Origin of the sequence: Shewanella sp. Arc9-LZ (assembly GCF_010092445.1) — a bacterium.
Taxonomy (GTDB): domain Bacteria; phylum Pseudomonadota; class Gammaproteobacteria; order Enterobacterales; family Shewanellaceae; genus Shewanella.
The window spans coordinates 3991113-4008441 of record NZ_CP048031.1 but is presented as its reverse complement, the minus strand read 5'-3'; the positions used below and the strand labels follow the sequence as shown (position 1 = coordinate 4008441).

17 protein-coding genes are annotated in these 17329 nt (G+C 41.3%); 11 read left to right on the top strand and 6 right to left on the bottom strand.

Annotated elements, in window-relative coordinates; translation table 11 throughout:
* Window positions 1-18: 18 nt before the first annotated feature.
* A complete protein-coding gene (locus GUY17_RS17170) occupies window positions 19-210 on the bottom strand; it encodes a hypothetical protein (protein WP_162023832.1) in 192 nt (63 codons plus the stop codon).
* A 149-nt stretch (window positions 211-359) separates the two neighbouring features.
* Complete coding sequence (locus GUY17_RS17165) at window positions 360-1847, bottom strand: FMN-binding glutamate synthase family protein (RefSeq protein ID WP_162023831.1); 1488 nt, start codon at window positions 1845-1847, stop codon at window positions 360-362.
* A 206-nt stretch (window positions 1848-2053) separates the two neighbouring features.
* On the opposite strand from GUY17_RS17165, the gene GUY17_RS17160 reads away from it, so the two are divergent.
* From GUY17_RS17160 to GUY17_RS17130, 7 genes are all read left to right on the top strand, one after another.
* Window positions 2054-2671, top strand: a complete 618-nt coding sequence (locus GUY17_RS17160) for a DUF5610 domain-containing protein (RefSeq protein ID WP_162023830.1) — start codon at window positions 2054-2056, stop codon at window positions 2669-2671.
* Window positions 2672-2813: 142 nt separating this feature from the next.
* The gene (locus GUY17_RS17155; protein ID WP_162023829.1) at window positions 2814-3563 is read left to right on the top strand and encodes a ferredoxin--NADP reductase; all 750 of its coding nucleotides are present in this window, start codon (window positions 2814-2816) and stop codon (window positions 3561-3563) included.
* A gap of 125 nt (window positions 3564-3688) precedes the next feature.
* A protein-coding gene (locus GUY17_RS17150) for an IS3-like element ISShfr8 family transposase (protein WP_162023828.1) occupies window positions 3689-4776 on the top strand; the annotation gives its coding sequence in 2 pieces (ribosomal slippage) (window positions 3689-3950 and window positions 3950-4776; 1089 coding nt in all).
* A 206-nt stretch (window positions 4777-4982) separates the two neighbouring features.
* Window positions 4983-5990, top strand: a complete 1008-nt coding sequence (locus tag GUY17_RS17145; protein WP_162023827.1) for a Fe(3+) ABC transporter substrate-binding protein — start codon at window positions 4983-4985, stop codon at window positions 5988-5990.
* A 102-nt stretch (window positions 5991-6092) separates the two neighbouring features.
* The gene (locus GUY17_RS17140) at window positions 6093-7724 is read left to right on the top strand and encodes an iron ABC transporter permease (protein WP_162023826.1); all 1632 of its coding nucleotides are present in this window, start codon (window positions 6093-6095) and stop codon (window positions 7722-7724) included.
* Window positions 7724-8758, top strand: coding sequence for an ABC transporter ATP-binding protein (locus GUY17_RS17135; protein WP_174839685.1), 1035 nt, complete (start codon window positions 7724-7726; stop codon window positions 8756-8758). The genes GUY17_RS17140 and GUY17_RS17135 overlap by 1 nt, the downstream gene beginning before the upstream one ends.
* 476 nt (window positions 8759-9234) lie before the next feature.
* Window positions 9235-10173: a Dyp-type peroxidase gene (locus GUY17_RS17130; RefSeq protein ID WP_101085318.1), complete on the top strand. Its 939-nt coding sequence runs from the start codon at window positions 9235-9237 to the stop codon at window positions 10171-10173.
* A gap of 62 nt (window positions 10174-10235) precedes the next feature.
* On the opposite strand, the gene argR is transcribed toward GUY17_RS17130, so the two are convergent.
* Together argR and GUY17_RS17120 are read right to left on the bottom strand one after the other, a co-directional pair.
* Entirely contained in the window at window positions 10236-10706 is a 471-nt protein-coding gene (gene argR / locus GUY17_RS17125; protein WP_011636127.1) for a transcriptional regulator ArgR, read from the bottom strand.
* 166 nt (window positions 10707-10872) lie between these two features.
* Complete coding sequence (locus tag GUY17_RS17120; protein ID WP_101085319.1) at window positions 10873-11298, bottom strand: META domain-containing protein; 426 nt, start codon at window positions 11296-11298, stop codon at window positions 10873-10875.
* A gap of 122 nt (window positions 11299-11420) precedes the next feature.
* Between GUY17_RS17120 and GUY17_RS17115 the strand changes: the two genes are divergently transcribed.
* Genes GUY17_RS17115 through GUY17_RS17105 form a run of 3 tightly spaced genes read left to right on the top strand, consistent with a single transcriptional unit; the run spans window position 11421 to window position 12596 of the window.
* The gene (locus GUY17_RS17115; RefSeq protein ID WP_101085320.1) at window positions 11421-11639 is read left to right on the top strand and encodes a hypothetical protein; all 219 of its coding nucleotides are present in this window, start codon (window positions 11421-11423) and stop codon (window positions 11637-11639) included.
* A gap of 3 nt (window positions 11640-11642) precedes the next feature.
* A complete protein-coding gene (locus GUY17_RS17110) occupies window positions 11643-12191 on the top strand; it encodes a GNAT family N-acetyltransferase (protein WP_101085321.1) in 549 nt (182 codons plus the stop codon).
* Window positions 12192-12239: 48 nt separating this feature from the next.
* Window positions 12240-12596, top strand: a complete 357-nt coding sequence (locus GUY17_RS17105; protein ID WP_123777952.1) for a hypothetical protein — start codon at window positions 12240-12242, stop codon at window positions 12594-12596.
* Window positions 12597-12758: 162 nt separating this feature from the next.
* On the opposite strand, the gene GUY17_RS17100 is transcribed toward GUY17_RS17105, so the two are convergent.
* Together GUY17_RS17100 and metK are read right to left on the bottom strand one after the other, a co-directional pair.
* Window positions 12759-13346, bottom strand: a complete 588-nt coding sequence (locus GUY17_RS17100) for a GNAT family N-acetyltransferase (protein ID WP_162023824.1) — start codon at window positions 13344-13346, stop codon at window positions 12759-12761.
* 161 nt (window positions 13347-13507) lie between these two features.
* The gene (gene metK / locus GUY17_RS17095; RefSeq protein WP_162023823.1) at window positions 13508-14659 is read right to left on the bottom strand and encodes a methionine adenosyltransferase; all 1152 of its coding nucleotides are present in this window, start codon (window positions 14657-14659) and stop codon (window positions 13508-13510) included.
* A 532-nt stretch (window positions 14660-15191) separates the two neighbouring features.
* Between metK and tkt the strand changes: the two genes are divergently transcribed.
* Window positions 15192-17186 (top strand): transketolase, encoded by a 1995-nt coding sequence (gene tkt / locus GUY17_RS17090; RefSeq protein WP_101085325.1) that lies wholly within the window; start codon window positions 15192-15194, stop codon window positions 17184-17186.
* Window positions 17187-17329: the final 143 nt, after the last annotated feature.

Below are 17329 nucleotides of genomic sequence, written 5' to 3'. Positions count from 1 at the left end.
CTACTAATGATCAAAAGCTTACTTTTTCTGCCAACCAATACAGACCATTTTTATGAGTGCAGCTGGAGAAGGATCTAAAGTTAAGCGTTTGATTTTTCCTTGTTCAAAACACACAAATTCACCTTCGATTTCTGTCATCCGATTACAGTTTCTGCAGCTTAAACTTAAGCTTTTGACATTTAGATCTGCTGCATTCGTTTTTATGTTCAACACGAAATCCCCTGAATTGATGCCTCTTTAAAATCACATTAAGACTACTTACTGTGATCGATATCAAAATATATTGTACACCTATTCTTAACTTCGGCAAAGTAATCCGCTCAGCGCACCCCAGTTATTCACTGGGGTTGAGGTTTAATTTATTGCATATGTCGGTAATGTTTATCGAGAGTGACCGCTACACCCGTTGATTGCACTATTCGGGCATGATGACGGGTTAAGTATCTTGGGTCGGTTACACCACATGAATGTGCGATCATGGTTAAATCGTAATGTAAGAAATGATTGTAGTTTGCGACGCGTGCAGATTTATCTTTTGGATCCAAGCCTTTTTGCAATCGTATATTGTGAGTGGTTATACCGGTTGGGCAGGTGTCTCGGTTGCACTGTAACGATTGAATGCAGCCCAAGGCAAACATATTTCCGCGAGCTGAAGCAATAAAGTCGGCGCCGGTGGCTAATGCCCATGCCACGTATGACGGCATGATCATTTTACCGGTCGCAATCACTTTAATACGTTGTTTAAAGCCGCGTTCATTAAGTAAATCAACCAGTAACGGTAAACTTTGGCGCAATGGTAAGCCGACATTATCCATTAAGGCTTGTGGTGCCGCGCCCGTACCACCATCGGAACTGTCTAAGGTAAAAAAGTCTGGCGCATATTCAATACCACGACGTTCAATTTCATCTAGAAATTCAGTAACCCATGACATGTCACCTAATACCGCTTTAATACCGGTTGGTTTACCGCTGATATCTCTTACTTGATTGATCATATCGACAATGTCAGCAACATTATGTAATTCAATGTGGCCATTGGGGCTTATGGAGTCTTGTCCTGCTGGGATACCGCGAATAGCTGCGATTTCTTCGGTGACTTTTATCGCCGGTAAAATACCACCTTTGCCAGGCTTAGCACCTTGGCTTAATTTAATTTCAAACATTTTTACTTCAGGATGAGCGGCAATATCGGTCAGTTTTTGTGGGTCTAAATGACCATGCTCGTTACGCACACCATATTTAGCGGTACCTATCTGAAACACTAAATCACAATGTCCTTTTAGATGATAAGGACTTAACCCACCTTCGCCAGTATTGAGCCAACAGCCTGCTTTTGCTGCACCATGGGATAGTGCTGTAATGGCTGGGCGAGACAAGGCACCAAAGCTCATGGCCGAGATATGGCAAATTTTATCGGTTGTGTAAGGGTGTTTACATTCAGGACCAATGATTACCGCGATGGTTTGGTGAGTGTCATGATCACTGACAGGGAATGCTGAGTTCATGAACATTACCGCACCCGGTTTATCCAGAACTTGTGTCGACCCAAACGCAATTGTCCTGTCAACATTTTTAGCTGCGCGATATACCCAACTGCGTTCGGCTCGATTAAACGGCAGTTCTTCGCGATCTTGAGAAAAAAAGTATTGTCTAAAAAACTCACCTTGTTTTTCAAATATATATCGAAATCGACCGATAACAGGGTAGTTGTGTCGAATGGCTTGTTTGGTTTGCAATTTATCAGCGATAAACATGTAAATTACAGCGATCAGTAATAACCAAAATAACACTAAGAAAAGACCAGAAAAAATATCTATTCCCCACATGAACCAATGTTGTTGCGGCATGTTGTTATTCCTATTTGGCTATCAATCTGATTACCATATTAGCAGATGTTCATTTGGGCAAGTTAAATTGATGATGTTAATCAACAGGCTATTCTTTAGTAAAATTGATATTAATAAATTTCTCTTAATTGTTTTAATTTATGACTTTAGAAATGAGTTTTTGGGTCGATAATTAAGCTATCGGTCATTGTATGCGAGCTAATATCATGGAAATTAAACAATCAAATAGCAGTAATGCCAGTCCACTGCGTGACAATAAAACAGTTAATACATCGCAAACTTCATCAAGCCACCAAGCTGAGAAAAATTCCCCGGTTGAGCCTAAGTTAACCAGCAATCAGCTAAGTCGACAAATGATGAATAATTCGATTTTAGCGGCGCAAGAAGAAGTCAGTATTGCTGCGGGTGATAAGTCTATGGCATTACTTTACCGTGCCGCGATTGAAGCCATTAATGAAGAGCTTGCGCCAACACTGGGGGAGAACTCAGTCCAAAAAAGTATTGAAAGTGGAGTGGATTACTCTCCTGAAGCGACAGCCGATCGTATTGTCAGCTTTGCGACAAATTTCTTCTCGGTACATCAACAACAAAATAAATCCATGGGGTTTGATGAGCAAGTTAGCAGTTTTATGGTGAAAATTGGTGATGCTATTGATCAAGGTTTTAAAGAGGCTAGCGATATCTTATCTGGGCTCAAAGTATTAGAAGGCGATATTGCAGCAGGAGTCGATCAAACCTATGAGCTCATACAGCAAAAACTTGCTCAGTTTCAACAAGACCGCCTAGATGCCCATTCAGCTAAGCAAGATTCATCAACTACGTAAACTTAGCTCTGTTCTTTTAAGTGAGTTAATCGCGTGTGATTATTCACTATAGATATAAATCGGGGAGGCTTTTAATTAAGCAAATATCTGTATAGATTGGTATTATAGTAAATACATACGCCAGTCTAAAAGGAACAAAGTCATGTGGATTACCGGTACCGTGCTAAAACGCATTGATTGGAATGATAAATTATTCTCGTTGCGTATCAAAGCCGATGTCGAACCTTTTATCGCAGGTCAGTTTATTAAGCTCAGCCAAATGCGTGATGATAAACGTGTCGCGCGTGCGTATTCGCTTGTAAATCCCCCTGGGACTGATTATGTCGAGGTGCTGGCTGTTGCGGTAGAGGATGGTCAGTTATCTCCAGATCTAAAAGCATTAAGCCCAGGTGATACCATTCAAATCACGCCCAAAGCGACCGGTTTTATGACCTTAGATGAGGTGCCTAAAGGGGCATTGCAAGGTAAACACTTATGGCTGTTATCAACAGGCACTGCAGTGGGGCCTTTTATCTCTATGCTTGCAACCGATGAGCCTTGGCAACGCTTTGAAAAAGTCGTGCTAGTTTATGGTGTAAGACTTGGTGAAGATTTAGCTTATTTAGAAACGATTAAACAGTTTATTAGTCAATATCCTCAGCAGTTTGTGTTTATTCCCATTGTGACCCGTGAAGATTATCCCGAAGGCTTATCATGTCGTATTCCTGATGGCATTAGCAGCGGATTAATTGAACAGAAAGCAGGCTTAGGGATTAATGCGGAACATTCTCAAGTGATGATTTGTGGTAACCCAGGAATGATAAATGATGCGCAAACCGCTTTAGTTGAAAAAGGCTTAGTAAAAAATCTTCGACGAGCGCCTGGACAAATTACGGTCGAAAAATACTGGTAATGTTTTGGTCAATCATAATTCCATGATAGTGGCTTAAGCTTGCCATATTGGCTGGTAATCCCCCCTAAAAATAGTAGATTTCAAAAGTAGAATTTTCTCGTAATATATACGCAGGGAGATTCTGCATGAAAACATCAAAATTTAGCGACAGCCAAATCCTAGCAATCCTTAAACAAGCTGAAGCTGGCACCCCAGTTCCGGGGCTTTGCCGTGAGCATGGCATGAGCTCTGCGACCTTCTACAAATGGCGCGCCAAATTCGGTGGCATGGACGCTTCTATGATGGCGCGATTGAAGGAGTTAGAGGCTGAGAATTCACGACTCAAAAAAATGTATGCCGAAGAGCGACTCAAAGCTGAAATACTCAAAGAGGCCATCGAAAAAAAGTGGTAAAGCCGTCGCGGCGGCGGGAGCTGGCGCAAAAGGCGGTGCAAGATAAAGCCATTTCGATCGCATTTGCGTGTGCCTTGTTTGGACTCAGTGAGAGCTGTTATCGCTATCAGGCAAAACTCAGTGATGAAAACGCTGCAATAGCCGACTGGTTACAGCAACTGACATCAACTCATCGGTGTTGGGGGTTTGGGCTATGTTATTACTTTTTACGTAACGTGAAACGCTACCGATGGAACCATAAGCGGGTGTATAGGATTTACCGAGAATTGGAGCTAAATCTACGAATTAAGCCGAGGAAACGCTTGAAGCGTGATAAACCGGACACATTGGCGGTGCCAGAGGCAATCAATGAATGTTGGTCCATGGACTTTATGCACGACCAACTGGAAGATGGTCGCAGCATTAGGTTATTGAACGTGATTGATGATTACAACCGTGAAGGCTTGGCGATAGAAGTCGACTTCTCCTTACCTGCGGAGCGTGTGGTGAGAACATTGGATCAAATCATCGAATGGCGTGGAAAACCAAAACAGATACGCAGTGATAATGGTCCAGAGTATATAAGTGCGGTACTGGCTGCCTGGGCTGAAAAACACAATGTAGAACTGAAATTTATTCAGCCTGGCAATCCACAGCAGAATGCCTATGTAGAACGCTATAATCGGACTGTGCGATACGAATGGCTGAGCCAATATCTTTGGAATAGTATTGCCGAGGTACAGGAACATGCGACACAATGGCTATGGTTTTATAACAATGAAAGACCCAATACAGCAATTGGTGGTGTCCCACCAAAGCAAAAACTGGCACTAGTGGCCTAAGTCTCTACTTTTGATCTCAGCTAAAAATGGGGAGATTACCGGCTTACAGCATAACAATTTGATGTTTTAGCCTTGGCGTTTTAACCGCTGAATGTGAAACAGCACTTGCTCCTTTTGATATGATCACTTACCCTGTTGCAATTGATAACCATTATCAATTGCGCCGGTGGCGGCGGAATATTGATTCAGTTAAGGAGCGTTGATTAATGAAATTGCTAAAAAGTGTCGCATTATTAGGCTTGGCTTGTGTTGCTTCTTCTGTGAGTGCTGCAGATGCATTAACGGTTTATTCTTATCGCCAAGCTTTCCTGATTGAACCTATTCTAGAAAAGTTTACCGAGCAAAGTGGTGTCGACGTAAAGGTTGTTTTTGCTAAAGATGGCATTGCAGAACGTATGGTGCGTGAAGGTCGCCTATCTCCCGCTGACGTGGTGTTAACATCTGACTTCTCTCGCTTAATGGAATTAGTGGAAAAAGATCTTGTTTCTCCCGTCGACAGTGCGGTGATTAATAGCAATATTCCCCCTCAATATCGGTCACAACAGAACAATTGGTATGCGCTGACGATGCGTGTTCGTAATCTGTATTCTTCAAAAGAGCGTAGCGGTAAAATTGACATCGATTACGAAGACTTAGCTTCAGCAGAATACAAAGGTAAAATTTGTACCCGCAGCGGTAAACACCCTTATAACGTCGCATTAGTGGCGTCGATGATTGCCCATGACGGTGAAGCGAAAACGAAAACCTGGTTAGAAGGGGTAAAAGCTAATTTAGCTCGTAAGCCTCAAGGCAATGATCGTGATCAAGTATTAGCAGTTAAAGAAGGCATGTGTGACATTGCTATCGGTAACAGCTACTACTACGGCAACATGCTGATGGATAAAAATCAGAAAAGCTGGGCTGAAGCGGTTGAAATTAACTTTCCTAATCAACAGAACCGTGGTGCTCATGTAAACGTATCAGGTATGGCATTAGCCAAACATTCACCGCATAAAGATAATGCGATTAAGCTAATGGAATTTCTTACTTCAAACGTTGCACAGAAAATGTATGCTGAAGTTAATATGGAATATCCGGTAAAGGCTGATGTCGAACCGTCTGAATTAGTGGCGTCATGGGGTGATTTTAAAGCCGATAGTTTGCCTATCTATAAGTTGGCTGAATATCATCAAGACGCTGTAAAACTGCTTGATGAAGTGAAATTTGATCTTTAATTGAAGCTTGTTTAAACATTATCAGCGCATTATCGATATGATTGATAGATTGATAGATTGATAGATTTATTGATGGTGCGCTAAGTTAACTCGGTATTATTTATGATTTTAGGTTTAACCAGAAGCTGGTCGCTTGCTGGTTATTTTATTACGGCAATATTAATCTTGCCACTGATTGCCTTAATTGTGCAGTCCACTCTTCCTGATCAAGCTGTATTTAGCCATTTATTCAATACAGTGCTACCGACATACATAGTCAATAGTTTATTGCTCATGTTGTTGGTTGGACTCGGAAGCCTACTTTTAGCGATTCCTGCTGCTTGGTTAATTGCCCGTTGTGACTTTCCCTTTCGCCGTTACTTTCAATGGCTACTCCTTCTCCCGTTAGCGATGCCAGCCTACATTGTGGCTTATGTTTATACCGACATGCTTGATTATGCAGGTCCGGTGCAACGTGTATTGAGGGCTTGGTTTGACTGGCAATCTCCCCACGACTATTACTTTCCCGCGATACGCAGTCTTGGCGGAGCAGCGATAATATTATCGTTAGTATTGTTTCCTTATATTTATTTATTAGCGCGTACTGCGTTTATGGAGCAGTCTTCCAGTTTGTTATACGCATCGCGTGTTATGGGATGTAGTCCGTGGCGCAGTTTTTGGCGTCTTGCGCTGCCAATGGCAAGACCCGCTTTGGCTGTCGGCGTTGCACTTGTGGCAATGGAAACCGCAGCAGACTTTGCCACCGTGAGTTATTTTGCTGTACCGACATTAACCACAGCAGTTTACGACACGTGGCTCGGCTATGGCAGTTTAACCGCGGCAGCAAAGCTGTCAGCCATTATGCTGTTAGTGGTATTTTCTATGATTGGGGTTGAGCGTTTTGCCCGTCGGAAACAACAATTATTTCAAAAACAATCTTCTCTTAATGAAGCTGACAGATATGTGTTGTCACCAAAAATGGCTTGGGTCGCATTAGGCTATTGCGCTGTTTTGTTATTTACAGCCTTTTTATTACCTTTCATTGTGTTGTGTGGATATGCTATCGATTATTTCAATGAAAGTTGGGATGTTCGATTTTGGCAGTATAGCCTAAACAGTTTATATATTGCCGCTATTGTCAGTGGTGTGTGCGTAGTCCTATCATTGATATTAATGTTTGTACGCCGTGTGAGTCCGCGACAAAGTGATCAGCTTCCCGCAAGATTGAGCAGTACTGGTTATGCTTTACCGGGAACGGTGTTGGCGATTGGTGTATTAGTACCTCTGACGCTTATCGACTTTGCGATTAACGATATTTACGATTGGTTTGGCGCCCAAGGCCCAGGTTTATTGCTGACTGGCAGCGTGTTTGCACTGATTTTTGCTTTTTGTGTTCGTTTTATTGCTATATCCATCGGCAGTTTAGAAAACAGTTATAAACGTATTTCCCCTTCTTTAGACATGGCGTGTATTACCTTAGGACGAACGCCTACTCAGCTACTATGGCGAGTACATTTGCCTTTATTACGCAAAGGGATTTTTGCCGGTGCTTTGTTAGTGTTTATTGAAAGCATGAAAGAATTACCCGCAGCGTTATTATTGCGTCCTATAGGATTTGAAAACTTGGCGACTTATGTTTTCCAATTTGTCTCAGATGAAAAACTAGAACATGGCGCATTGGCCGCTATTGTGATTGTGTTAGTTGGGCTTGTACCCTTGATTTATCTTAATCGCTCTTTGGAGCAACAAGGCTAATTATGTCAACCTTAACCATTGAAAATGTTTGCAGCGATTATCACGGTCAAGTGGTGTTGCGCCATTTAGATCTTACCTTGGCGCAAGGTGAAATTGTCGCATTATTAGGCCCCAGTGGCTGCGGCAAGACAACACTGCTGCGCGCGATTGCGGGCTTACAAGCCATTAGCCAAGGTTGCATCAGCATCAATGGGCAAACGCTGAGTGGTGATGGTGTGTTTGTTGCGAGCGAGCAACGTGGTGTGGGAATGATTTTTCAAGACTATGCCTTATTTCCGCACTTAACCGTGGCAGACAATATCTTATTTGGGGTTAACGAACTCAATCGTACTGCGCGGTTAGCTCGATTAGAAGAAATGCTCGAGTTGGTTAAATTAACCGGGTTGGCATCGCGTTACCCGCATGAATTATCAGGCGGTCAACAGCAACGAGTGTCGATTGCACGTGCATTGGCATATCAACCAGAATTATTATTGCTAGATGAACCTTTTTCCAATATCGATGCGCAAGTTCGTAACGATATGATGTTAGAAATTCGCGCCATATTGAAACAACGTAATGTCAGTGCCGTGTTTGTGACTCACAGTAAAGATGAAGCATTTGTGTTTGCAGATAAACTGGCTTTATTTAAGGATGGCGCCATTATTCAGCATGGTAAAGCCGAAACCTTATACAGTGCACCAACTGATCGCTACGTTGCCGACTTTTTAGGCGCAGGTAATTATTTACCTGTTACGGTCACCTCCAGCCATCAAGTGCACTATTCTTTGGGCGATCTTAGCAGCACAGAAGCATTGTCTTTACCTGTTGGCAGCCAAGGGCAATTATTATTGAGACCACAGCAAATTGAGTTACATCCTTGTATCAATGGCCGAGGATGCATTGTCGAAAGGCATTTCCTTGGTACGGTATGTCATTATCAGGTCCAAATTGGCGATGATATTTTGGACGTCAGTAGCCAATCAACGACGATAATGCCCGGTCAACGAGTGGACATAAATATTACAGCGCATCCACTGGTGATTTTTAATTAACTATCAATGCTGTAATTTTAATTGTCCAGCCTGTAGTGAACCTTAGTTCGGGGAAAGTGGTTATCAAATTCCCCTTTGTTTGCTAAAAGTGTTGCTAACAGTACGTTATTAACTTGTAATAACGCTGCTTTAAACACCCCAGCAATAAGATACTTACCTCATGCTTGCAAAATAATGGCTAATTTTACGATGACATAGGCTAAATATCTGATTTAGGGCTTACTTTTTGGCCCTTAACTCTAGTGAGTTCGTTAACAATTGTAATGAATGATCAAGCTGTTATCTGCACGAATATGAATACAATATGTATTACAAACGGGCTAAATGTGAGTACACTTCAAGTAATTTAAATTTGATTAAGTTAATCTAATGATTAGCTTAACTGGTAAGAGATGTTAATCGCCGTCGAATAACATCAAAACGTTAAATTATCACCGTTTAGGCCGACATTTAGTATTAAGATGGATGAAGTTAATATGGGTAACCAAGTTATGCCTCGTGAACAGTTAGGAATTTGCGCAGAAGGGAATTTACACAGTGTGTACTTGATGTTTAATGCCAACGATGGTGTTGAAGATCAGTTACGCCCATCTATTGCTAATGTAGCGCAGTATATTTATGAACTCACGGATCAATATGCCGACAGTGCTTTTAATGGCTTTGTGGGTATTGGGGCTAATTTTTGGGATACCTTTTATCCAGAATCTCGCCCTGCATTATTAAAACCTTTTCCGGCCATGAGTGAAGGTAACCGTGATGCACCTGCAATGGAATATGATCTGTTTATTCATATCCGTTGTGATCGCTATGATATTTTGCATCTTGTCGCCAATGAAATTAACCAAATGTTTGAAGATTTGGTCGAGTTAGTCGATGAGGAACGTGGCTTTCGCTTTATGGACAGTCGTGACTTAACTGGTTTTGTTGATGGTACTGAAAACCCTAAAGGACGCCATCGTCAACAAGTTGCACTTGTCGGTGATGAAGATCAAGAATTTGTCTCTGGTAGTTATGTTCATGTCCAAAAATACATGCATAACTTAAGTAAGTGGCATCGTTTACCGCTTAAAAAACAAGAAGATATTTTTGGTCGTACCAAAGTTGATGATATTGAGTATGAATCAGAAGATAAGCCATTAACCAGCCACACAAAACGAGTTAACTTAAAAGATCCACACGGTAACGCATTAGAAATTTTACGTCAAAGCATGCCATATGGTTCGATTAGAGAACAAGGATTGATGTTTATTTCAGTATGTCGTACACCGGATCACTTCGAACAAATGCTCCGCAGTATGGTGCACGGTGATGGTCACGGGAATCATGATCATTTGATGTTGTTTACTAAAGCGCTGACTGGATCGTCTTTCTTTGTGCCATCATTGGATTTTTTAACTCAATTTGATGATGCGTAAACGCCAGTTTTAGGTAATAAAAAAGCAATGCCATGGCATTGCTTTTTTATTGAAATGGTTTTTTATTCACTATAGTTGAATAAAGATCTAACCGTTTCTAATGTCTCATCAATGGTTTTAATACTTGCTGGACAGATGAAAATAGTATCATCACCGGCAATAGTACCTAATATCCCTTCTGGTTTGCCTATTGAGTCGAGCAAACGGGCGATTAATTGCGCAGCACCAGGGCTAGTTCTTACCACGATCATGGCTTGGTTATGATCGACATCCAATACCAAATTTTTAACTGGGCTACCCGCAGTAGGTACGCCTAGCTCGGCAGGGAGGCAATACACCATCTCTTGCTTAGCGTTGCGAGTGCGTACAGCACCAAATTTGCTGAGCATACGTGATACTTTAGATTGATTAATATTACCGAATCCTTCGGCTTGAAGCGCATTAACAATCTCGCTTTGGCTTCCAAAACGTTCTTCTTTGAGAATCGCTTTAAAAGTGCGTACGAGCTCATCCTGATTTCTTGTCGCTGGCATAGTGATAATTCATCTTATAGTTGTTATTCAAAAATCTAGCACATTTTGAATAGATTGACTTATTAAGTCAAGAAAGAATCAGATTTATTGAATAAAAATTCATTTTTTAATGGAACTTTAAACTGACACTAATAACTAATCCGGCGACTCATTTAAACCATAGGCTTTAGGATAAGGGTAACGATTGTTTTGTCAGTACCAATAGCGTATCACCATTTATAGACAATAGATTGAGTTTTCCTTTAGAGAAATCAACTTGTTCTACCAATGAAATCGCTTGCATCAGTTCAGCTTCTTGGGTGATTAAACTATCGATACAGGCTTTCATAGTCGAACCTGATGGTGCAAGTTGAAGCAAGTGACCTTGTTGGGCGTAACGACCAAAAAATTGATTACAGCTATTATTACCTGTCAGTTCACCGTTTGGAGCAAAAACTAAATTTGCTGGGCTATTATTAATGGTAGGAGTGTCGAGGACGACTTCTACATGCCAAGTACCAATTAATTGTTCATTTGAGACAATTTGAGTGTGGCTTTGACAAGCACTAAGGCCTAAAAATATAACAGTGGCGCCGAGAATATGCTTTATCATGTTGAGAGATTTCCATATACCAAAAAATTGCCGTTATTCTACTACTTGAGTGTGAATAAGAGCGTAAATAATTGTAATGTTTTGGATTAATGAACATTATTTAACGTATTAAAGAGTCGCAAATGATCAAATTAGTTAAAGTGTTACATTTCGTCGGTTTAATCATGTTGTTGGTGGGTGTCGGCTTATATTGGCAAAGTGATATCGGTCAACAAGTCAGTGGGATGTTGGTCATTGCTTCACTCATTGGCGTGGGAACACTAATTATGTCTCCGCTGCCCGTTGCGCTAGTGATAGAATGGGCTAAGAAACAATCTCCCAATTCAGGGTCAAAGGAATAATCATTGTCATTTATTATCCGTAAGGCGTTATTAACCGATGTTGCTGCTATTGTGCAGTTAGAACGAGCCCATGTTGATGATGAGTTGGTAGGTTCAAATAGCCAACTTCATGCTCATTCATTTACCAAAGCAGAGGTGAGCCAGTTGATAAATCAACATTGGTTTATCGTAGCTGAAGAGCAAGGGGTGATCATTGGATATGTGATGGCGGCAAAATGGTCATTTTTTTCCTCGCAACCATTGTACCGACATATTATTCAAAAACTTAAGTTTGCCGATTTAAATGGACAAGCTTTATCGACGACTAACACGTGCCAATATGGACCCGTTTGGATACAAGAATCAAAACGCGGCCAGGGAGTTTTTTCGGCGCTGGTTACCGAATTAAAAAAACAAGTGGCAGATACCTTTCCATTTATGGTGACGTATGTTGCCGCTGACAATGCGCGTTCGTTGGCAGCACATCAACAAAAAGCCGCAATGACAGAGATTGATCAATTTCGTTTTGAACAACGTGATTATTGTTTACTGGCCACAGCTAATATTACGTGATCGTTATACTAAGGGGTGTTGATAAAGTGGTTATTTATGAGGAATATTATGAGTACTAACTTTGAAGCACTCTTTTCACCCTATTTGGATTTAAGATTATCTGCATTTGACAATATGAAGCTAATAGCCGCGGTGTTGACTGATGCGACAGAGTTGTATGAGTGTGTTGAAGCCGATTTACAAAATCCAGATGATCCGCAATTGCAGCAATCGGGGTATTTTGTGCGCTGGCAAGACATGTGGCTATTTTGTGGCGTAACCAATAATTATCAAGCAGCGATTACGCTATTTACCGATGTCGAGCGGATTAACTTAGCGTCTATCAGTGTCAAAGTAGTGCCCGTAATGACAATGCAACAAGTGTCGTTTATGTGTATTGAAAGTTCACATTTCGATCATTGTTAACGAGTTCGATCACCTTGTACTTATGCTGACTTAGTTTGATTACGCTTAAGTCTATTTGGGCTAAATTTATTGGTGTGCAATAGCCTTGAGAGGCTTTAATACGATCTAGATTTTGTCTGAGTTTGGCTCATTGATCTTATTGAGTTAGATTATTAATCTAGATTATTTATCGGGATCATTGAGCTGCATCAACACTAGTGGTCGTTGTTCACTGTGATAGCGACGATACAACTGAGTGATGTCTGCTGGTATCGCTGATAAATCATTTTGACCTATCACGACATTTTGATCTATAACGATAAAGTGCTGCTGTTGATATAAGCCAATTAACCACGGATGAGCAAACAAGAAGCAATTTTTAGCGGTTAATTTGGGCGCGATAAATTTCAATAACTGAGTTGAAAGCTGTTGTCCACGGTAGTCAGGGTGAACCAATAATCCATTGATTAATTGATATTGGCCAATAGGTTTAACTCTTACCGCAGCGATTATTTTTTGCTGGCTTATATCAACTTCATCAGTAGCTGGTGGGCTTAGATGATGAATGACAGCCACAGACTCTTTCTGAGCTAATCGAGCATACGGCATATGTTGACGATAGAATAACTTGATTGCAGACCACTGTTTAATGGCTGGCAAGTTAATGGCTGGAATGTTAGTAACAGGGCTGTTTATCGCACAGGGGTTAGTTGCCGTTGATGGCTGGTGGTTTGCTGTTATCTTTGTGTTTAGCCAAGTGGGTTGATACATAATCTGAGCCATTGTTGAGATTAAATGTTGAGATTAAATGTTTAGATCAAATCATTGTATTGCCAATGATAGATAAAATAAAACCGCCAGTTGGCGGTTTTATTTTTTATCGTGTTAGCTTAATACAGACACTAGCTTAAGACGATAATTATGCTGGCTGATTATAAACCTGCATCTGCACGAAGTGCTTCAGCTTTATCAGTCGCTTCCCAAGGGAAGATATCTCGGCCAAAGTGGCCATAAGCAGCAGTTTGCTGATAGATTGGGCGTGCCAAATCTAGCATTGCTGTTAAGCCGTATGGACGTAATTCGAAGTGTTGACGTATTAATTTAATCAATACTTCTTCTGATACTTTACCGGTACCGAATGTTTCAATACTAATAGACGTTGGCTCTGCAACACCAATAGCATATGACACTTGTAGCTCACAACGGTCAGCTAGACCAGCTGCAACGATATTTTTAGCTACATAACGTGCAGCATAAGCCGCGCTACGGTCTACTTTTGATGGGTCTTTACCAGAGAAAGCACCACCACCGTGACGAGCCATACCGCCGTAGGTATCTACAATAATTTTACGACCTGTTAAACCACAATCACCAACAGGGCCACCAATCACAAAGCGACCAGTAGGGTTGATAAAGTATTTAGTGTCTTTGTTTAACCATTGAGCAGGTAATACCGGCTTGATGATAGTTTCCATTACCGCTTCAATTAAATCAGCTTGACTCACGTCTTCACGATGTTGAGTAGATAATACAATCGCATCAATACCGATGATTTTGCCATCATCATAAGCAAACGTTACCTGGCTTTTAGCATCTGGGCGTAACCAAGGTAGTGTGCCGTCTTTGCGTACTTCAGACTGACGCTTAACTAATTTGTGCGCGTAAGTAATCGGTGCAGGCATTAATACATCAGTTTCATTGCTGGCATAACCAAACATTAAACCCTGATCACCAGCACCTTGCTCTGCAGGGTCTGAACGATCAACACCTTGATTGATATCTGGTGACTGTTTACCTATGGCATTAAGTACCGCACATGAATCAGCATCAAAACCCATATCTGAATTGGTGTAACCGATTTCGCGTACGGTTTTACGGGTAATTTCTTCAATGTCTACCCAAGCAGAAGTGGTGACTTCACCGCCCACTAATACCATACCGGTTTTGACATACGTTTCGCACGCAACACGAGCCTTTGGATCTTGCTCAAGTATTGCGTCTAATACCGCATCAGAAATCTGATCGGCGATTTTATCTGGATGACCTTCTGAGACAGACTCAGAGGTAAACAAGTGCTTTGCCATAATAGGAGAATCTCGTTGGTTGCATTTGAATATACGTCTAGACGTCTATTTTAGTCGAAATCTAATTTGATAACACCCCTTTATACGAATTTAACTGGAGAATTGTGCAATGGAGCATAATTTTTTTTGTTAATCATAGATATGTTTATACTGGTGAAAAATCAAGTTTTTGATTCATATGGCTTTATTTAAGTGCTCATCGACTTGCGCGGTGTATTTATCATAAAAATAGACAATGTTTTTGATAGATTAGAGATTATATTGCCTAATCAGAGCCATAGCTCTGCCAATCACGATACTTTTTATTTACAAGTGGCAATAAATAATTACTCTGTATTTATCTCATGTTATGGTCATGCTGACCATTTGATGCTGTATTTACGATGTTTATTTATTGGCATTGTATGAAATCACCGTTTATTTAACGGTTAAAAAGAAACCCGAAAAATTTTAATTTGCGTCACATCGCCTTGTAGGGGAAAATATGGCTTCACAATTGCCCGTTAGACCTTACAAACAAGCAGGAGAGAGCATGTCATCTCGTAAAGTACTCGCTAACGCTATTCGCGCCCTAAGTATGGATGCGGTTCAAAAAGCTAACTCTGGTCATCCAGGTGCCCCAATGGGGATGGCAGATATCGCCGAAGTGCTATGGAATGATTTTCTAAAGCACAATCCAACTAATCCTAACTGGGTCGATCGCGATCGTTTTGTTCTGTCAAACGGTCATGGCTCTATGCTTATATACTCTTTATTGCATTTAACTGGCTATGAATTGCCTATTGAAGAGCTAAAGCAATTCCGTCAGCTGCATTCAAAAACGCCTGGTCATCCTGAATATGGTTATACCCCTGGTGTTGAAACTACAACCGGTCCTTTAGGCGCTGGTTTGAGTAATGCTGTTGGTATGGCTATTGCGGAAAAAACCTTGGCGGCTCAGTTTAACCGTCCAGGCCACGACATCGTCGATCACTTCACCTACTGTTTCTTAGGTGATGGCTGTTTAATGGAAGGTATTTCTCACGAAGTCAGTTCATTAGCCGGAACATTAGGCCTTGGAAAGTTAGTCGCATTTTGGGATGACAACGGTATTTCTATCGATGGTCATGTTGAAGGCTGGTTCACTGATGACACTCCTAAGCGTTTTGAAGCCTATGGCTGGCACGTTATTGCCGATGTAGATGGTCATAATCCAGATGCTATCCGCGCCGCGATTGAACAAGCTAAATCTGTAACAGATAAGCCATCGATGATTTGCTGTAAAACCATTATTGGTTTTGGTTCGCCTAACAAGTCGGGTAGCCATGATTGTCATGGTGCACCATTAGGTGATGCTGAAATTGCAGCAGCTCGTGAGTTCTTAAACTGGCCACACGCTCCTTTTGAAATCCCATCTGATGTGTATGCTGGTTGGGATGCTAAACATAAAGGTGTTGCTAACGAGTCATTATGGAATGACAAGTTTGCTGCTTACCAAGTTGCGTTCCCTGAACTGGCTGCAGAATATGAACGTCGCGTATTAAAAGGTGACTTACCTGCAGATTTTGAAGCAAAAGCACAAGCCTTTATCCAAGAAAGCCAAGATAAAGCCGAAGGTATTGCGAGTCGAAAAGCGTCTCAAAATTCAATTGGTTTCTTTGGTGCTATGTTGCCTGAATTACTTGGCGGTAGCGCTGACTTAGCCGGTTCTAATTTAACGCTTTGGTCTGGTTCAAAAGGTATTCAAGACGATCCTGCCGGTAACTACATCTATTACGGTGTACGTGAATTCGGTATGAGCGGTATTATGAACGGCGCGTCGTTACATGGTGGTTTTATTAACTATGGCGCAACTTTCATGATGTTCATGGAGTACGCACGTAACGCGGTACGTATGTCAGCATTAATGGGCATTCAAAACATTTTCGTTTATACCCATGATTCAATCGGCCAAGGCGAAGATGGCCCAACTCACCAACCGGTTGAGCAATTAGCTAACTTACGTTTAACGCCTAATATGGCTGTTTGGCGTCCATGTGATGCTGCGGAAACGGCAGTATCTTGGAAGGCGGCGATTGAACGTCGTGATGCACCAACTTCATTAATCTTTAGCCGTCAGGGTCTTAAGGCACAAGCGCGTACTGCTGAGCAATTAGCTAACGTAGCTAAAGGTGGTTATGTACTGTCTGATTGCCAAGGCACTGCTGATGTGATTTTGATTGCCACAGGTTCAGAAGTGCAGTTGGCGATGGATTCTGCCGCAGAGCTCACCAAACTAGGTCAAAAAGTGCGGGTAGTTTCTATGCCTTCTACGACTGAGTTTGATAAGCAAGATGCTGCTTACAAAGAATCTGTACTACCAAAAGGTGTCACTAAACGTGTTGCGGTTGAAGCGGCACATACTGACTTCTGGTACAAATATATTGGTTTTGATGGTGCTGTAGTGGGTATGACCACCTTTGGTGAGTCTGCTCCTGGTGGTGATTTACTTAAACATTTCGGCTTCACTGTTGATAATGTAGTAAAAACTGTCCAATCTTTAGGATAATCAACTGAGATTAAACACTTATCTATTAGGTGTTTAATCTGTATAATAACGGCCTGCAATACTATTGTAGGCCGTTTTTTTATCTCTTTAATTCACGTGAAATAATATATGCTAAGTCACTTATTAATAGATGTTTTTATCAT